This window comes from Pyxidicoccus trucidator (genome assembly GCF_010894435.1).
GTDB classification, from domain to species: domain Bacteria; phylum Myxococcota; class Myxococcia; order Myxococcales; family Myxococcaceae; genus Myxococcus; species Myxococcus trucidator.
Map to the genome: position 1 here is coordinate 1582749 of NZ_JAAIXZ010000001.1, position 15518 is coordinate 1598266.

Genomic DNA, 15518 nt, shown 5'->3' on the forward strand with positions numbered 1-15518 from the left:
TCCGGAGGTCCTCCATGGCACAAGTGAAGATGCATACGGCCCGCACCACGTTGAAGGAGCCGGATGCCGCCGCGGAGGACCTCCTCAGCCAGCTGGGGGGCACGCACCCCCGGCTGGTGACGATGTTCGCCTCGCGCGAGAGGGACCAGGTGGCCCTCAACCGCGCGGTGCGCGCCCGGCTGCCCCAGGGCACGCGCCTCATCGGCGCCACCACCGCGGGCGAGCTGGACAACACCGGCATCCACGAGGGCAGCGTCGTGCTGTCCGCGCTGTCCGGTGACTTCGAGGTGGGCCTGGGCCTGGGCAGCGGCCTGTCCGTGGACGCCATCGGCGCCGGCGCGGCCGCAATCAAGCGCGCCTGCGAGGATTTGGGCGTGCGCCAGCAGGACCTGGACCCGCGCAGGTATGTCGGCCTCGTCATCGACGACGGCTTCCGCTACAAGAAGGAAGAGCTGCTGCTCGGCATCCTGGAGAAGAGCCAGACGCTGGTGCTCGTCGGCGGCGGCGCCAGCGACGACAACCGGGACCCGGCGAAGCAGTCCGCCCTCGTCCACGTGGACGGCGAGGTGGCTGGCGACGCGGTGCTGGTGGCCCTCTTCAAGACCAACGCCCCCTGGGCCGCGCTCCGCTCGCACTGGTACGTGCCCACCGGCGAGAAGCTCACGATTACCAGGGTGGACGAGAGCCACACCCGCGCGCTCGAAATCGACGGCCAGCCGGCCGCGAAGCGCTACGCGGAAATCCTCGGCGTGGAGGACGTGAATCAGCTCGAGTTCGGCACCCCCCATGGCTTCGCGGTGCGCCCCACCGCCCTGCGCGTGGGCCGCGAGTACTTCATCCGCGCCGCCTGGAAGCCCCAGGAGGACGGCTCCATCCTCTTCGCCAACCTCCTGGAGGAGGGCACCGAGCTGGAGCTGATGAAGATGGGCGACATGGCCGGCATGACGCGCGCCTTCTTCACCGAGGAGCTCCCCCGCCGGGTGCAGAACCCCCAGGCTGCTCTCCTGTTCCACTGTGGTGGGCGTATGTGGTACGCGAGCGCCACCAATACCGTGTCGCAGCTCGCGGAAACCCTCAAGGCCGCACCCACCGCCGCTGGGATGAACGTGCACTTCGAGATCTACTCGGGCTTCCACATCAACACCACGCTGACCACGCTGGTGTTTGGGGCGAACTAGAACCATGCCGAACGCCGAGATTTCGGACAACGCTTCCCTGCTGCTGGTGGGCAGCGAGCGCGAGTGCCAGCGGGTGGAGGAAGCGCTCGCCAGCGCGGGCGTCATGGTGAAGACCGAGCGCGCCACCACCCCCGCCGCGGCCGAGGCCGCCCTGTCCCAGACGTGGTCGCTCGCCCTCTGCGGCTCCGAGGTGCCGGGCATGGGCTTCGCCGAGCTCCAGGCCCTGTGGCGCAGGTACGGCAAGGAGCTGCCCTTCGTGGTGCTCTCGCGCGACTGGAGCGAGGACACGCTGCAGGCCAGCGTGCGCGCCGGCGCGCTCGACTACGTCACCGAGGACCGCTTCAGCCGGCTCGCCCCGGTGGTGAGCCGCGAGCTGCGGATGACGGCCGACCGCCGCCGCCATACCGCCACGGCCGAGGAGTTGGTGCGCACCAACTACCTCATGGAGAACATCATCGACGCGCTCCCCTTCGTCCTCTTCGTGAAGGACGCGGAGACGCGCCGGCTGGTGGTGGCCAATAAAACCTTCGCGGAGGCCTTCCGCACCACCAAGCAGTGGCTGCTCGGGAAGCTGGACCACGACTACTTCCCGAAGGAGCAGGCCGACTCCTTCGTCGCCATCGACACCGCCATCCTCGAGTCGAAGACGATGCGCGCCTTCGAGGAGGTGGCCCGGGCCGGCGGAGAGGACCGCATCTTCGCCACGCGGAAGATACCGCTGGTGGACGAGCACGGCGCCGCCCGCTTCGTGCTGGGCGTCACCGAGGACATCACCGACCGCAAGCAGCACGAGGAGCTGCTGCGCGCGTCCCAGGCGGAGCTGCTGGCCGCCAACAAGCAGCTCGCCGCCAGCCTGGAGGAAATCAAGCGCACCCGCGCCGTCTCCGCCCGCTCGCTGGCGTCCTACCAGCAGCGCGCGCTGCAGATGGAAATCATCCGCCAGCAGAACGAGGACCTGGACCGGCTGGCCCAGGAGCTGGCGGTGGCCAAGCGCAACGAGGAGGAGCGCGCCCGCGAGGCCGAGGCCGCCGCCCGCCTCAAGAGCGAGTTCCTGGCCAACTTCAGCCACGAAATCCGCACCCCGCTCAACGGCATCATCGGCTACTGCGACCTGCTGATGCGCGAGGAGGGCACCCGCCTCACCGCCCACGGCCGCAGGGACCTCAACGTCGTCAAGACGAACGCCAAGACGCTGCTGGCGCTCATCAACGACATCCTGGACCTGTCCAAGATTGAAGCCGGCCGCGTGGAAGTCGTCACCGAGCAGGTGGACGTGCAGGAGCTGGCCGACGAGTGTCTGGCCACGGTGAAGGAGTACCTCAAGGGCAAGGACGTGGCCCTCACCACGCACATCGACCCGGCGTCGCGCATGCTGCGCTCGGACGCGCTGAAGCTGCGGCAAATCATGCTCAACCTCCTGAGCAACGCCGCCAAGTTCACCGAGACGGGCGAGGTGTCGCTCAGCCTGGCGCCCGAGGGCAGCGAGGTGGTGATGCGGGTGGAGGACACCGGCGTCGGCATCCCCGCGGACCAGCTGGCCTTCATCTTCGAGAAGTTCCGCCAGGTGGACGGCTCCACCACGCGCAAGGTGGGCGGCACCGGCCTGGGCCTGGCGATTGTGCGCGAGCTGTCCCGCGTGCTGGGCGGCACCGTGTCGGTGACGTCCACGCTGGGCCGCGGCTCCACCTTCACCGTGCGCCTGCCCAGCTCCCTGGACGCGCCGGTGGGCGGCATCGGCGTGACGTCGCACCCCTCCGAGCGCGGCGTGCCCGTGAGCGAGGTGGTCCAGCACCTGAGCGCCATGGCCCAGCCGGGCAGCACCGTGCTGGTGGTGGACGACGACCCGCTGATGCAGCAGCTGGTGGCGGGGCAGCTGGAGCCCGCCGGCTTCAAGGTGGTGGGCGCGGAGGACGGCATCTCCGCCCTCAAGCGCGCCCGCGAGCTGAGGCCGCAGGCCATCCTGCTGGACATCCACCTGCCCAAGCTGGACGGCTGGTCCGTGCTCAGCCAGCTCAAGGGTGAGCCGTCGCTGGCCAGCATCCCCGTCATCCTCATCTCCGTGGAGGAGCAGCGCGCGCGCGGCTTCTCGCTGGGCGCGTGCGAGTACCTGGTCAAGCCGGTGGAGCCGGAGCGGCTGGTGGAGGTGGTGCAGCGCTGCCTGGGCCAGGTGGTCGGCGCCAGCAACGCCACCTTCGCGGGCGAGGTGCTGGTGGTGGACGACGACTCCTCCACCCGCGAGCTGGTCAGCCGCAACCTGCGCCGCGCCGGCTTCTCCACCGCCGAGGCCCGCAGCGGCGAGGACGCCCTCCTCAAGGCGCGCGTCTCACCGCCGGCGCTCGTCGTGCTGGATTTGATGATGCCCAACCTGGACGGCTTCGAGGTGCTGCGCCGGCTGCGCGCGGAGAAGCTCCAGGTGCCCGTCGTCGTCCTCACCGGCAAGACGCTCTCCGCGGACGAGGAGGCCCTCCTGCGCGACGGCTTCGCCGGCTTCGTGAAGAAGGGCGGCCACGCGCTGGAGGACGTCATCGCCCAGGCCAAGGGCCTGCTGCTGTCCCAGCGCGCCGCCACCGCCGGCAAGCTGCCCCGCATCCTCTATGTGGAGGACAGCGCGCAGAACCGCGACATCGTCCGCCGCTACCTCGGCGGCCTCTTCGAGGTCATCGAGGCCGAGGACGGCGAGCACGGCCTGGAGCGGGCCACCCGCGACAGCCCGGACCTCATCCTCATGGACCTCTCCCTGCCGCGCCTGGACGGCTGGGAAGTCACGCGCCGCCTGCGCGCCCTGCCCTCCGCGGCCAACGTCCCCGTCATCGCCGTCACCGCGCACGCGGGCCGGGAGTACCAGGACAAGGCCCACGCGGCCGGCTGCACCGCCTACCTCACGAAGCCCCTTGATCGTGACCAGTTGCTCGAGATGATCCGCAAGCATCTAGGGAGACCCCATGCCTGAAGAAAAAGCACGCGTCCTGGTGGTGGACGACGACCCGGACCTGCTCGACCTCGTCCAGCGCTCGCTGAGCTCCTACGGGTTCGAGGTGCTCACGCACACTTCCGCGCTGGGCGTCTCCAACCTCGTGCGCTCCGTGGAGCCGGACTTCGTCCTCATCGACGTGAACTTCCCCGCTCTGAAGGGCGACAAGGTCGTCAACCTGGCCCGCCAGTACGCGTCCGCCAAGACGAAGTTCATCCTCTATTCGGCCTCGGACGAGTCGAAGCTGCGCTCGCTCGCGCTGGCCTCCGGCGCCGACGGCTACATCTCCAAGAGCGTCCAGGGCGAGGAGCTCGCCCAGCGGCTGCGCGCCTTCCGCCTCAAGCCGCGTCCGCCCACCCCCACGCCCGCTCCAGCCACCTGAGCTCTCTGACGTAAGCCCACCCCCCGGGCCTCTGGCGGCCCGGGGTTCTCCGCCCCACCTTCCGAAGTTTTCTACCCCCCGGAGGGCACCATGCACACGGCCTCTGATTACAGTCACGCTGAAAAGTTACGCCTTGAACTCTCTGAGCCACTCTTCAACCCGCTGCTGAAGCAGTGGGTGGGCCGTGGCGAGCTGGACTACGAGGTCTACCTCAAGACAGCGACGCTGCTGTCGCTGCAGGCGGCGGAGGGGGAACGCGTCTCGCACGACGAGCTGCTGTTCCAGGTGGTGCACCAGGCGCAGGAGCTGTGGCTGAAGCTGGCCTCGCGCGAGGCGGTGGAGGTGGTGGCGGAGCTGGACGGAGACGCGCTGTGGGGGGCCTCGGCGCGGCTGGAGCGCATCAGCCGGGTGCTGCGCACGCTCGCGGCGGAGCTGACGGTGCTGGAGACGATGACGCCGGACACGTACCAGGTCATCCGGCGCAGCCTGGGCAACGGCAGCGGGCAGGAGTCCCCCGGCTACAACACGTTCCGCCATGTGGCGGCGGGGCTGGAGGCGGCGCTGGAGCGGCTGCTGGCACGGCGCGGGCTGCCGCTGAGGGCCGTCTACACGGCGGGCGGTCCGGACGACCTCAAGCGCATCTGCGAGCAGCTCGTGGACGCGGACGAGGCCTTCCAGGGCTGGCTCTTCGGGCACTACCAGCTGGTGCGCCGCACCATCGGCGTGGACCGCTCGGTGAAGGCGCTGGACGGGCTGCCCACGCAGGTGCTCGCGGGGCGGATGACGCTGCCGCTGTTCCGCCAGCTGTGGGACGTGCGGGTGGAGCTGACGGCTGCCTGGCGCCGCGAGGGAGGCCTCGCTCCCGGGGCCGCGCGCGAGGGCTGCATGCAGGCCGCGCCCGAGCCGTACGCGGCCCGTCCCAGCAGCGGAGGCTGCCCGATGCACGCCGCCGTCGCTGTCGCCGCCGCCGCCCCCGTGGAGCCATGACCCCGGGGACCGCGCCTTCTCCCCGCGCGCTGCTGCACCTGCTCTTCAACGGCGCGCGCGCGGTGGACGTGGTGGAGGCCTCGCTCCAGCTCGGGCTGCTGGACTCGCTGGAGCCGGGCCCCGTCACCCTGGGCGAGCTGGCCGCGCGCCACGGCCTCATCCCCAGGCGCCTCTACAAGCTGCTCGACTGCCTGGAGAGCCTCGGCCTCGTGCGGCGCGAGCAGCGCTCGGACGCGTTGGAGTCCGCGCGCTACCAGGCGGTGCCCGGCCTGCGCGCGGCGGCGGACGCCGTGCTGGGCCCGCGCTCGCTCGAGAGAGACCGCGAGAAGTACGCCTGGGGCGAGCTGCGCGGGCGGCTCCCCGAGGTGCTGCGCGGCGAGCACGCCATGCCCTCCGCCGCCTTCGACTGGCCCCCGCGCACCCCCGAGCAGGTGGAGGGCTTCGAGGCCAGCATGACCGCGGGCCTGCCTCCCATCCTGGAGACGTTCCGCGCCCACGCTCCCCGTCTCTGGAAGGACGGTGGGCGCCTGCTCGACGTGGGCGGCGGCGACGGCACGCTGGCGGCGCACCTCGTCCGCGAGCACCCCGGCCTCTCGGTGGACGTCTACAACCTGCCCGCCACCGCGCCGCTGGTGGCGCGCACGCGCGAGCAGCACGGCCTGCCCCCCGCGCGCCTGGGCTTCGTCGGCGGGAACTTCCTCGAGGAGCCGCTTCCGCGCGGCTACGACGCGCTGTCCTTCGTGCGGGTGCTGCACGACTGGCCGGCGGACACCGCGCGCGCGCTGCTGGAGGCGGCCTGGGAGGCGCTGCCCTCCGGAGGCCGCGTCCTCGTCTGCGAGGAGTTCCGCACGCCGGAGCGGCTCGCCGCGCAGTTCTTCTGGTCCTACTTCCTCATCGGCGTGGACTCGTGCTCCAGCCGGCTGCGCGAGGTGGAGCACTACCTGCGCGTGCTGCGCGAGACGGGCTTCCTCCACGCCGCGGTGCTGCCCGGCCCCTTCGAGCTCGTGGTGGCCACGAAGCCCTGACGGCGCGGTGCGCGCCAGCGCCCTTCACCCCATGTCAGGCCCGCGTCGTACGAAGGGACAATGTCCGTCCCTTGCCGGCGCCAGGGCGAGCCCGAGGTGGTGGGCGGGCCTCCCGTAAAAATGAAAGGCGCTCCCCGCGTCGGGGGCGGCCCTCACCGCCGTGGGGCTGGCGAGCATCCGGTGGACCACAGCACCGCGAGTGCGACTGGCGCCTGGAATCCGGCACCCTGTTACGCTGTCACCATGCAGAGGAGCGCCGGCACTCACTCTGGCTGCACGACACCCTGGGCAGATGCCTCTGGGAGCCCGCCAGGGCCGTGCTGTCCTGAGAGCGCCCGCCTGCTCCCTGGCCTCCTGGTGGGCTGGCATGCGCCCTGCAGTCCCTCTCGCTCGTGGAGTGTGCAACTTCAAGGCTGACGCAGTCCGACAAAAGGAAGGACTCCGCATGAAGAAGCAGGGTTCACGCAGGTCGGATGAGGGTGCAGGGAAGGCGGTCCGCGGACTGGTGGCTTCGGGAGAGGGCTCCGGCACCTGGACGACGCAAGCGAACAACGGCGAGGTGCGGGTGCCGGTGGACGAGGGCGTGGAGCTGCGCGGCATCCTCCAGGTGCCGCCGGCGGCCTCGGGCGTCGTGGTGCTGGCGCGCGGCCATGGCAGCAGCCGGCGCGGCGCGCGTGACTTGACGGTGGCGCGGCTCCTCCAGGCCGAGGGCCTGGCGACCCTGGCGGTAGACCTTTTGACGGGAGCGGAGGAGGAGGCGTGGCGCGAGCGCGACTTGCGCTTCAACCTGGGCCTCTTCGCCGGCCGCATCGCGGGCGTGGCGCGCTGGCTGAGGCGCGCGCCCCGGACCAGCGGCCTGCGCGTGGGCTACCTCGGCTCGTACACCGGCGCGGGCGCGGCCCTGGCCGCCGCGGCGCTGCGCCCCGAGTACGTGGACGCGGTGGTGTGCCGGGGCGGGCGGGTGGCGATGTCGACCACGGTGCTGGCGCGCGTGCGCGCTCCCACGCTGCTCATCGTCGGCGGCCAGGACACGTCCGCCCTGGAGCCGCACCGCCGCACCTTCGCCGCGCTGAGCACGGAGAAGCGGCTGGAGGTCATCCCCGGCGCCACGCACCGCTTCGAGGAGCCCGGCACGCAGACGCAGATGGTGGAGCTGGCGGGCCTCTGGTTCCTCCAGCACCTGGGCGGCTCCCGCTGGGAGACGCAGCCTGAGCCGCGGGCCCTGGGCCTGTAGCGCGAGTGACACGGACCGGGGCAGCCCGCATGGCCTGCCCCGGCCCGCCTGGGGGGACGTCATGGACGACCCAGGTGCCCGCCGTGGGGGGAGCTGAGGCTCGCGGCGGGCACCGAGGCTGCTCCACGATGGCACCGCCGCCCGGGCGCCGATATTGGCCCGCGGTCGAATGCCCTGAAGGATGGGCCAGACGTCGGCGCTGGAGTGACGCACGGCAGCGCCCGGTGCTTCAGCGCCTGGAGCGCGCCGCCTAGACGGTGGCCGGACGCTGCACGCCCAGCTGACACGCCAGCACGGCCAGCTGCGTGCGGTTCTCCGGGCCCAGCTTCTTGTAGATGCTGGTGATGTGGGCCTTCACCGTGCGCTCGGTGATGCCCAGGCACGCGGCAATCTTCAGGTTGTCCGCGCCCGCGGCGATGTAGCCCAGCACCTCGCGCTCGCGCAGCGTCAGCTTGCCCAGCTCGCCACCCGTGGACACCACTTCCTGCTGCGGCTGGAAGCCCTGGAGGGGTGACGTCCACGCCAGCCCCACCGGCAGCAGCCGCTCACCGCGCGCCACCCGCCGCACCGCCTCCACCACCTCGTTGAGCCCCACGCTCTGCTTCCACAGGTACCCGGCCGCGCCCACGCTCAGACACTGCTCCACCAGCTGGGTCTCCTGGTTGCCCGACATCACCAGCGACTTCACGCCGGGGTAGAAGTCGTGCAGGCACTGCAGCGCCGTGAGCCCGCTGGCCGCCTCGTCGCGCCCGGGTACCTCGAGCCGCAGGTCCAGCATCGCCACGTCAGGCGTCGCCTCGCGGACCCGCGCCAGGAAGGGCGCCGTCTGCGCGCAGCTCGCCACCACTTCCATGCCCGCCCCTTCCAGCACGGCCACCAGACACTCCCGGAAGACCTGCTGGTCCTCCAGGATGGCCACCCGGATTCGCTCTCCCACCATGGTGATGTTCCTCTCGGACGACTCTCCACATGCTCCCACTGCCCCACGGAGCGATTTCCCTGTCCGAGATGTAATCGCCAACCCGGGCGACGCACGAGTCCCTCGCCATGAAGGCGGCCCTCCCCTGTTCACGAAAGGATGTTCAAGTGATGTTCAAGGTTGTCCTGGCCGGGCAGCCGGGCGAGCGAGCCTGGGGCGGGCGGGACTTCCTCCGCGACGTCAGCGCGGCGTGCAGGTGGAGCGCGGCGCGGGACATCAGCGCGCCTTGCCGCCCTCCGGCAGCATGGGCTACAGCGGAGCGACATGGCGACCCGTCCCGCGCGCGACAACGAGCTCGAAGCCATCCTGGAGAAGGTGCGGCAGACGCGGAACTTCGACTTCCGCAACTACAAGCGCGCCACGCTGCAGCGGCGGATTGAGCGGCGCATGACGGCCACGCGCTGCCGCACCCGGGCTGCCTACCTGGCCCTGCTGGAGCGCGAGCCGCAGGAGGTCAACACGCTCGTCTCCTCCATGCTCATCAAGCTCACCACGTTCTTCCGGGACCGGGAGGTGTGGATGGGATTGGACCGGGTGCTGCGCGAGCTGGCGCAGCGCCGCCGGCCGGACCAGGAGCTGCGCATCTGGAGCGCCGGCTGCGCCACGGGCGAGGAGGCCTACTCCATCGCCATCGCCGCCGCGGAGGCCCTCGGGCCCGGCTACCCGGGCCCCGAGCTGAAGGTCTTCGGCACCGACGTGGAGGAGGCCGCCGTCGCCTTCGCGCGCCGGGGCATCTACTCGCCGGCCCAGCTGGAGAACGTCTCCAAGGAGCGGCTCGCCCGCTGGTTCACCCCCGCGCCCGGCGGCTACGCGGTGCGCAAGGAGATTCGCCGCTCGGTGGTGTTCGGCGTCAACAACCTGGTGTCGGACGCGCCCGTCTCGCGCATCGACCTCATCCTCTGCCGCAACGTCTTCATCTACCTGGACTCGGAGCTGCAGAAGCGCGTGCTGGGCCGCTTCCACTTCGCGCTGCGGCGCGAAGGGCTGCTGGTGCTGGGCCGCTCGGAGCTCATCCCCTTCGCGGCGCGCCTCTTCGAGCCGCTGGACCTGCCGCACCGCATCTACCGGAAGGACTTCCGCCAGGAGGTGCCCCTCACCCCGCAGCAGCGGCTGATGAACCTGGTGGAGCCGGACCCGCTGCCCTCGCAGCCGCACGCGCCCCCGCGCGAGCTGCCGCGCTCGCCGTCGCGGGACGTGCTCGACTCGCAGCCCTGCCCGCTCATCGCCACGGACCTGGACGGCACGGTGACGCTGTGGAACCGGGCCGCCACCCGGCTGTGGGGCTACAAGGAAGCGGACGTCGCCGGCAAGAAGCTGGCCTCGCTGGGCCTGCCCGGCCTGGGCCAGGATTTGCTGGTGGAGCAGAGCGCGCGGGTGCGCGGCGGCCGCTCGGAGCGCGAGGTCGTCGACGGCGTCTTCGAGTCGATGGACCGCGAGCCGGTGCACCTGCGCGTCCAGGTGAGCCCCCTGCGCGGCCCCGGGAGCGAGCTCCAGGGCCTCATCTACGTGGCCCACGACATCACCGCCCTCCACGGCCTGGAGCAGAACCTCCAGCGCGCCACCGAGGAGCTGCAGGCCAGCAACCTGCGCCTGCAGTCCTCCAACGAGGAGCTGCGCGCCTCCAACGAGGAGCTGGAGACGACGAACGAGGAGCTCCAGTCCGCCAACGAGGAGCTGCAGACGACCAACGAGGAGCTCCAGTCCACCAACGAGGAGCTGGAGACGACGAACGAGGAGCTCCAGTCCACCAACTCCGAGCTGGACGCCACCAACCGCGAGCTGGCCCACCGCACCGAGGAGATGGACGCGCTGACCTTCTGCCAGCGCACCATCATCCGCACCCTCTCCGTGGCGGTGCTGGTGCTGGACGCCCAGGGCCGCATCACCACCTGGAACCTGGCCGCGGAGCGGCTGCTGGGCCTCACCGAGCGCGAGGCGGTGGGACAGGTGTTGTGGACGCTGCGCATCCCCGCCCTCAAGCGGGCCCTGCTGCAGCGGCTGCGCAAGCAGCTGGCGGAAGGCCGCTCGGTGCGCCAGGAGAACGTCAGCTACCAGCTCCTCCACGGAGGCCTGGGCCACGCCACCGTGGTGGCCACGCCGCTCGTCACGGACTCGGTGATGCTGGGCGCCGTCATCCTCTTCGAGGACACCACCCGGGTGACGGCGCTGACGAAGGAGAACCGCGAGCTGAAGGAGCGCAGAGGAAAATGAGCCCCCCCCGGCCACCGCCGCGCGCGGACGGGGAGGAGGCCAACACCCCGCTGCTGCGCAAGTACCAACAGCTGCTCCAGAAGCATGACGCGCTGGTGCGCCGGTTGGCGGAGCACAACGTCGAGCACATCTCCACCTTCAAGCTGTCCTCCTGGGCGCTGGAGACGAGCGCCAGCGGGCTGACGCTGCTGCGCGGCGGCAGGGTGGTGCTGGCCAACTCGCGCTGGCACGAGCTGGCCCGCTGGCCCGGCCCCTGGCGCTGGCGGGGCGGCGCGGACGGCGAGGCGCCCCGCTCGGTCCGCACGCTGCGGGAGGTGGCCATCCAGGAGACCGCCGCCATGCTGTCCGCGGGCGGCCCGCGCGTCATCCGCTACGGCCAGGAGGCGGGCGGGCGGGTGGTGGAGGTGAGCACGGAGCGGTTGGCCGCGCCCGGCGAGGTGCTGGTGCTGGTGCTGGCCCGCGACATCACCGAGCAGGCCCGGGCGGAGGAGGAGCTGGAGCAGGCCCGGGCGGTGCTGGCCCAGCGCGAGCACCTGCGCGCCCTGGGAGAGATGGCGGCCGGCATCGCCCATGACCTGAACAACACCCTCAACGCCATGCGGCTGCGGCTGGAGCTGCTGGGCCGGCACCCGGCGGTCGCCGCCGCGCCTCCCGCGCATATGGACGCGCTGGTGCGCATCGTCACGGACGCGAGCACCCGCATCAGCCGCCTGCAGTCCTTCGCGCGCCAGCAGCCGGAGGGCTCCACCGAGCTGGTGCGGCTCGACACGTTGGTGCATGACGCGCTGGACATCGCCCGGGGGGACATCGACCACCGCGCCACCCGCGAGGGGGTGCGAGTCCACGTCGAGGTGGACCTGGCGCCGCTGCCTCCCGTGCGGGGCAGCGCGACGGACCTGCGCTTCGTCTTCATCAACCTGCTGCTCAACGCGCGCGACGCCATGCCCCGGGGTGGCACCATCCGGGTGCGCGGACGCCACGAGGGGGGCCACGTCATCATCACCGTGGAGGACGAGGGCACCGGCATTCCCCCCGAGCACCTGGGCGACATCTTCCGGCCCTTCTTCAGCACCAAGGGAGACAAGGGCACCGGCCTGGGCCTGTCCATGGCCTATGGCGTGGTGTCCCGAGCGGGGGGCACCCTCATCGCGGCCAACCGGCGGCAGGGGGGCGCCCTCTTCACCCTCTCGTTTCCCACCGTGGAGCCGGCCGCCCCCGTGACTCCGGGCGCGGCCCGGAAGCCCCGTCAACGCGCCGCCGCCCCCCGTCGCGGCGGGCGGGCACGCGCCAAGAAGAAGCGCTCCTGACGGGCACGGTCCACGCCGCGGGAGGCCCTCACGTGCGGTGGGGCCGGGCCCTCCCGGGCCTCACCCCTCGCCCCGCCGCCGCTGGCTGAGCTCGTCTTCCGGCGGAGTCTCGACGTCCGGCATAGCGCCGCCGAGCACCAGCTCGCGCAGGACGAGCACCTGGGCCTCGGCCGCCTCCGCGCGCTCCTCGAAGCGGGTCGCCGAGTGCGGGTGGTTGTTCTCCCGCGCGCGGGCGGCCATGCGCCGGGCCAGGGCCGCGCTCTCCTCCAGCGCGCGCAGCGCGGCCCACAGCGCCTCGTCGACGCCCTGCTGCTGCCCGGCGACCAGCGCCTTGCTGGTGTAGCCATGCCCGGTGCGGCACCGGAAGCGCAGCAGCCCCTCTTCGTCCATCTCGAAGAGCACTCCGCCACAGTCCGGGCACGAGTAGTGCGAGGGCGTCCCGTACTTCGGTGGCGCTCCCGCCACGGTGTCCTCGTTCAAGGTCAGGGTCTTCACTTCCGCCTCCAGCTGTCGCGAGGGCCGCGGGCGTCCCTTCTCGCGCGGTGGCACCGGCGTGGCCACCAGTCGCTCCAGCAGCGGCCCCAGCTCCCTCAGCCGCACGCGGTGGTCCACCGCCACGTACTCCAGGGCACTGCGGGGCATGTCCGGACAGAACGCGTCCTGGGGGTCCTGCACCACGGCGATGCCGCCCTGCGTCTTCACCGCCAGCAGCCCCGCCGTGCCGCAGTCCAGCGCCCCGGTGAGCACCACGCCCACCACCCGAGGGCCGTAGGCGCGCGCCGCCGAGCGGAACAGCGTGTCCACCGCCGGCCGATGCCCATTCTCCCGGGGCCCCTTCACCACCCGCACCTTCCCGGGCTCCACCACCAGGTGCCGGTCGTTCGGCGCCACGTAGACCCGGCCGGGCTCGAGCGGCTCGCCGTCCTTCGGGTGACGCGCGGGCAGCTCGCCCGCCCGGGAGAGGATGTCCGGCAGCACGCTCTTGTGCTGCGGCGCCAGGTGCAGCACCACCAGCACCGCGGCGGGCAAATCCCTGGGAAGCTGCTGCGCGAGCGAGGAGAGCGCCTCGACGCCCCCCATGGACGCCCCGATGACGATGATGTCGCGATGGGCCATACGCCTCCGTCCTTCCCCTTCTCTCTCAAGGTAGGAAGCCCGCCAGCACCGGAGCAGCGACCCGGCCCCTGCACGCCAGCCATCCGCTCCCCTGGCCCCCCGCCCTCCCCCGGCGCCTGGCGTGCCACCGGCCCGCTTCGTCACGGGCGCACGCCGGGTGCGTCTCCACCCGCCCGGTTGCGGGCTGCGCTGCTTTTGCGGCCAGGCCCCCTGGTGAGAAGGCGTCGGTGTCGACGAGGGGGGTGGCGACAGAGGGGCGCGGGTGCGGGATACTCAGGCATGCATCCATCCGCACTCTCGGGGGAGGAGTCATGTCGGAGCTGAAGATCCGGGTCCTGATCGTGGATGATGATCAGGACCAGCTCGCGCTGGCCGAGCGCACGCTGTCCGCCTACGGCTTTGAAGTCCGCACGCACCGCTCCTCGCTGGGGGTGTCGAACCTGGTGCGCACGTCGGCGCCGGACCTGGTGTTGCTGGACGTGAACATCCCCGCGCTCACCGGTGACAAGGTGCTGGCGCTGGCGCGCTCCCAGGCCCCGGCGGGCACGAAGTTCATCCTCTACTCCGCCTCGGACGAGTCCACGCTGCGCGCGCTGGCGAAGGCGTCCGGCGCGGACGGCTACATCACCAAGAGCGTGCAGGGCGAGGAGCTGGCGCAGCGGCTGTCGGCGCTCCACCAGAAGGCCCGCGCGGAAGAGACCACGCCGGCCAACCGGTAGTCCCGTCACGCGCCTTCCGCGGGCCCCGGCGGGGCTCGCGGGGAAGGCTCGCGCGGCCTTCAGCCCAGCTGCTCCGCCAGCCGCAGGAAGACGGCGCGGAAGTCCCCCTTCGCGCCGATGAGCCGCAGGTTCTGCGCCAGGCCTCCGGTGGAGCGGAAGAACATCACCGCCTCCGCGGGCGGCTTGATTTTGAGGAAGCGCGGCGCGTTGCGCGCGAAGTGGTTGCGCATGTCGCGGGTGATTTCACACGTCGCGTAGTCGTACGGCGTCAGGCGCATGGGACGCCCGGCGATGTGGAGCACCTCGCGAATGAGCTCGGCGGCCTCCGCGTCGGGCAGCTCCGTGGTGAAGCCCACGTCCCTGCTGAGCCCCAGCACGTCCATGGGCTCCAGCTTCATGGCGTGCTGGAACATGCGCTGGTTGGCGTCCACGAAGCGCGGGCTGAAGCGCTTGATGCTGCCGAAGTCCAGCAGGCCCAGCCGCCCGTCCGGCATCACCATGTAGTTGCCCGGGTGCGGGTCGGCGTGGATTTCGCCCGCGCCGAAGAAGGGCCCGTAGGTGGCGCGGATGAGCTGGCTGGCCACGCGGAAGCGCTCCTCGTTGGAGGCGCCGGTGAGGACCCAGTCCTTGAGGGTGAGCCCCTCCAGCAGCTCCAGCGTCAGCACGCGCCCGGCGCTGTGGCTGTCCACGACTTCGGGCACGTGCAGGTCCTTCAGCGGCGCCACGCTGCGCGCGAAGCCCCGGGCCAGCGCCGCCTCGCGGCGGTAGTCCAGCTCCAGCAGCAGCTCGTCGCGGAACTCCTGGAAGTAGGCGGTGCCGTCCATCAGCTTCGACGCGAAGGACACCGTCTTCACCACCATGCCCAGGTTCTGGAGGTCCTGGGCCATGGACTCGGCGATGCCGGGGTACTGCACCTTCACCGCGACGGGGCGCCCGTCGGGCAGCACGGCGCGGTGCACCTGCCCCAGCGACGCGGCGGCCAGGGGCTCGCGGCTGAACTCGCGGAAGGCCTCCTCCGGCGGGGCGTCCAGCTCCTCGCGCACCACGCGGGCCACCTGCTCGTACGCCATGGCGGGGGCCTGGTTCTGGAGGCGGGCGAGCACCTGCCGCACCTCGGGGGTGAGCAGGTCCGGGTCCATGGAGATGGCCTGGCCCAGCTTCATGGCCGCGCCCTTCAACTCGCCCAGGGTGGAGACCAGCTTCTCCGCGGCCCCCTTGCTGAGCAGCTCCGGCGTGCCCCCCGCCAGGCGCTTCGCTCCGCTCTTGAGCACCTCCGAGCCCACCTGCATGGAGAGGCCCGCCAGCTTGCGCATTCGGGTGAACCGCCCCTGCGGGGGCAGCGTGTCGTCGGAGTCGGAGGGCATGGGGATGGCGTGGATTAACGAGGAGCCGTCCCTTGGACGCAAGGC

Annotated in this window: 12 protein-coding genes; 9 read left to right on the plus strand and 3 right to left on the minus strand. The window is 71.7% G+C overall.

Going from position 1 to position 15518, the window contains the following annotated elements; translation table 11 throughout:
• Window positions 1-14: 14 nt before the first annotated feature.
• From G4D85_RS06430 to G4D85_RS06455, 6 genes are all read left to right on the plus strand, one after another.
• Entirely contained in the window at window positions 15-1178 is a 1164-nt protein-coding gene (locus G4D85_RS06430; protein ID WP_164008881.1) for an FIST signal transduction protein, read from the plus strand.
• Between the two features lie 4 nt (window positions 1179-1182).
• Window positions 1183-4128: a response regulator gene (locus tag G4D85_RS06435; RefSeq protein ID WP_164008883.1), complete on the plus strand. Its 2946-nt coding sequence runs from the start codon at window positions 1183-1185 to the stop codon at window positions 4126-4128.
• Window positions 4121-4531 (plus strand): response regulator, encoded by a 411-nt coding sequence (locus tag G4D85_RS06440; protein WP_164008885.1) that lies wholly within the window; start codon window positions 4121-4123, stop codon window positions 4529-4531. The genes G4D85_RS06435 and G4D85_RS06440 overlap by 8 nt, the downstream gene beginning before the upstream one ends.
• 90 nt (window positions 4532-4621) lie before the next feature.
• Entirely contained in the window at window positions 4622-5518 is an 897-nt protein-coding gene (locus G4D85_RS06445) for a tryptophan 2,3-dioxygenase family protein (RefSeq protein ID WP_164008887.1), read from the plus strand.
• Window positions 5515-6543: a methyltransferase gene (locus G4D85_RS06450; protein WP_164008889.1), complete on the plus strand. Its 1029-nt coding sequence runs from the start codon at window positions 5515-5517 to the stop codon at window positions 6541-6543. The genes G4D85_RS06445 and G4D85_RS06450 overlap by 4 nt, the downstream gene beginning before the upstream one ends.
• A 445-nt stretch (window positions 6544-6988) precedes the next feature.
• A complete protein-coding gene (locus tag G4D85_RS06455; protein ID WP_164008890.1) occupies window positions 6989-7777 on the plus strand; it encodes a dienelactone hydrolase family protein in 789 nt (262 codons plus the stop codon).
• 250 nt (window positions 7778-8027) lie between these two features.
• On the opposite strand, the gene G4D85_RS06460 is transcribed toward G4D85_RS06455, so the two are convergent.
• The gene (locus tag G4D85_RS06460) at window positions 8028-8717 is read right to left on the minus strand and encodes a response regulator transcription factor (protein ID WP_164008892.1); all 690 of its coding nucleotides are present in this window, start codon (window positions 8715-8717) and stop codon (window positions 8028-8030) included.
• A 303-nt stretch (window positions 8718-9020) separates the two neighbouring features.
• On the opposite strand from G4D85_RS06460, the gene G4D85_RS06465 reads away from it, so the two are divergent.
• Complete coding sequence (locus G4D85_RS06465) at window positions 9021-10967, plus strand: CheR family methyltransferase (protein WP_164008895.1); 1947 nt, start codon at window positions 9021-9023, stop codon at window positions 10965-10967.
• Entirely contained in the window at window positions 10964-12274 is a 1311-nt protein-coding gene (locus G4D85_RS06470; protein WP_164008897.1) for a sensor histidine kinase, read from the plus strand. Before G4D85_RS06465 ends, G4D85_RS06470 begins: the two co-directional genes overlap by 4 nt.
• A gap of 60 nt (window positions 12275-12334) precedes the next feature.
• On the opposite strand, the gene G4D85_RS06475 is transcribed toward G4D85_RS06470, so the two are convergent.
• Window positions 12335-13390, minus strand: a complete 1056-nt coding sequence (locus G4D85_RS06475; RefSeq protein WP_164008899.1) for a chemotaxis protein CheB — start codon at window positions 13388-13390, stop codon at window positions 12335-12337.
• 311 nt (window positions 13391-13701) lie between these two features.
• Here G4D85_RS06475 and G4D85_RS06480 point away from each other — a divergent pair, with 311 nt between their 5' ends.
• Complete coding sequence (locus G4D85_RS06480) at window positions 13702-14109, plus strand: response regulator (protein ID WP_164008901.1); 408 nt, start codon at window positions 13702-13704, stop codon at window positions 14107-14109.
• A 59-nt stretch (window positions 14110-14168) separates the two neighbouring features.
• Here G4D85_RS06480 and G4D85_RS06485 read toward each other — a convergent pair whose 3' ends face one another.
• Complete coding sequence (locus G4D85_RS06485) at window positions 14169-15473, minus strand: ABC1 kinase family protein (RefSeq protein ID WP_164008903.1); 1305 nt, start codon at window positions 15471-15473, stop codon at window positions 14169-14171.
• Between the last annotated feature and the right edge of the window lie 45 nt (window positions 15474-15518).

Bases quoted from the DNA above. Each gene is read 5' to 3' on its own strand.
- G4D85_RS06460 (WP_164008892.1), bottom strand. From the start codon at position 8,717: ATGGTGGGAGAGCGAATCCGGGTGGCCATCCTGGAGGACCAGCAGGTC.
- G4D85_RS06445 (WP_164008887.1), top strand. From the start codon at position 4,622: ATGCACACGGCCTCTGATTACAGTCACGCTGAAAAGTTACGCCTTGAA.
- G4D85_RS06485 (WP_164008903.1), bottom strand. From the start codon at position 15,473: ATGCCCTCCGACTCCGACGACACGCTGCCCCCGCAGGGGCGGTTCACC.
- G4D85_RS06475 (WP_164008899.1), bottom strand. From the start codon at position 13,390: ATGGCCCATCGCGACATCATCGTCATCGGGGCGTCCATGGGGGGCGTC.
- G4D85_RS06470 (WP_164008897.1), top strand. From the start codon at position 10,964: ATGAGCCCCCCCCGGCCACCGCCGCGCGCGGACGGGGAGGAGGCCAAC.
- G4D85_RS06465 (WP_164008895.1), top strand. From the start codon at position 9,021: ATGGCGACCCGTCCCGCGCGCGACAACGAGCTCGAAGCCATCCTGGAG.
- G4D85_RS06455 (WP_164008890.1), top strand. From the start codon at position 6,989: ATGAAGAAGCAGGGTTCACGCAGGTCGGATGAGGGTGCAGGGAAGGCG.
- G4D85_RS06440 (WP_164008885.1), top strand. From the start codon at position 4,121: ATGCCTGAAGAAAAAGCACGCGTCCTGGTGGTGGACGACGACCCGGAC.
- G4D85_RS06430 (WP_164008881.1), top strand. From the start codon at position 15: ATGGCACAAGTGAAGATGCATACGGCCCGCACCACGTTGAAGGAGCCG.
- G4D85_RS06435 (WP_164008883.1), top strand. From the start codon at position 1,183: ATGCCGAACGCCGAGATTTCGGACAACGCTTCCCTGCTGCTGGTGGGC.
- G4D85_RS06480 (WP_164008901.1), top strand. From the start codon at position 13,702: ATGTCGGAGCTGAAGATCCGGGTCCTGATCGTGGATGATGATCAGGAC.
- G4D85_RS06450 (WP_164008889.1), top strand. From the start codon at position 5,515: ATGACCCCGGGGACCGCGCCTTCTCCCCGCGCGCTGCTGCACCTGCTC.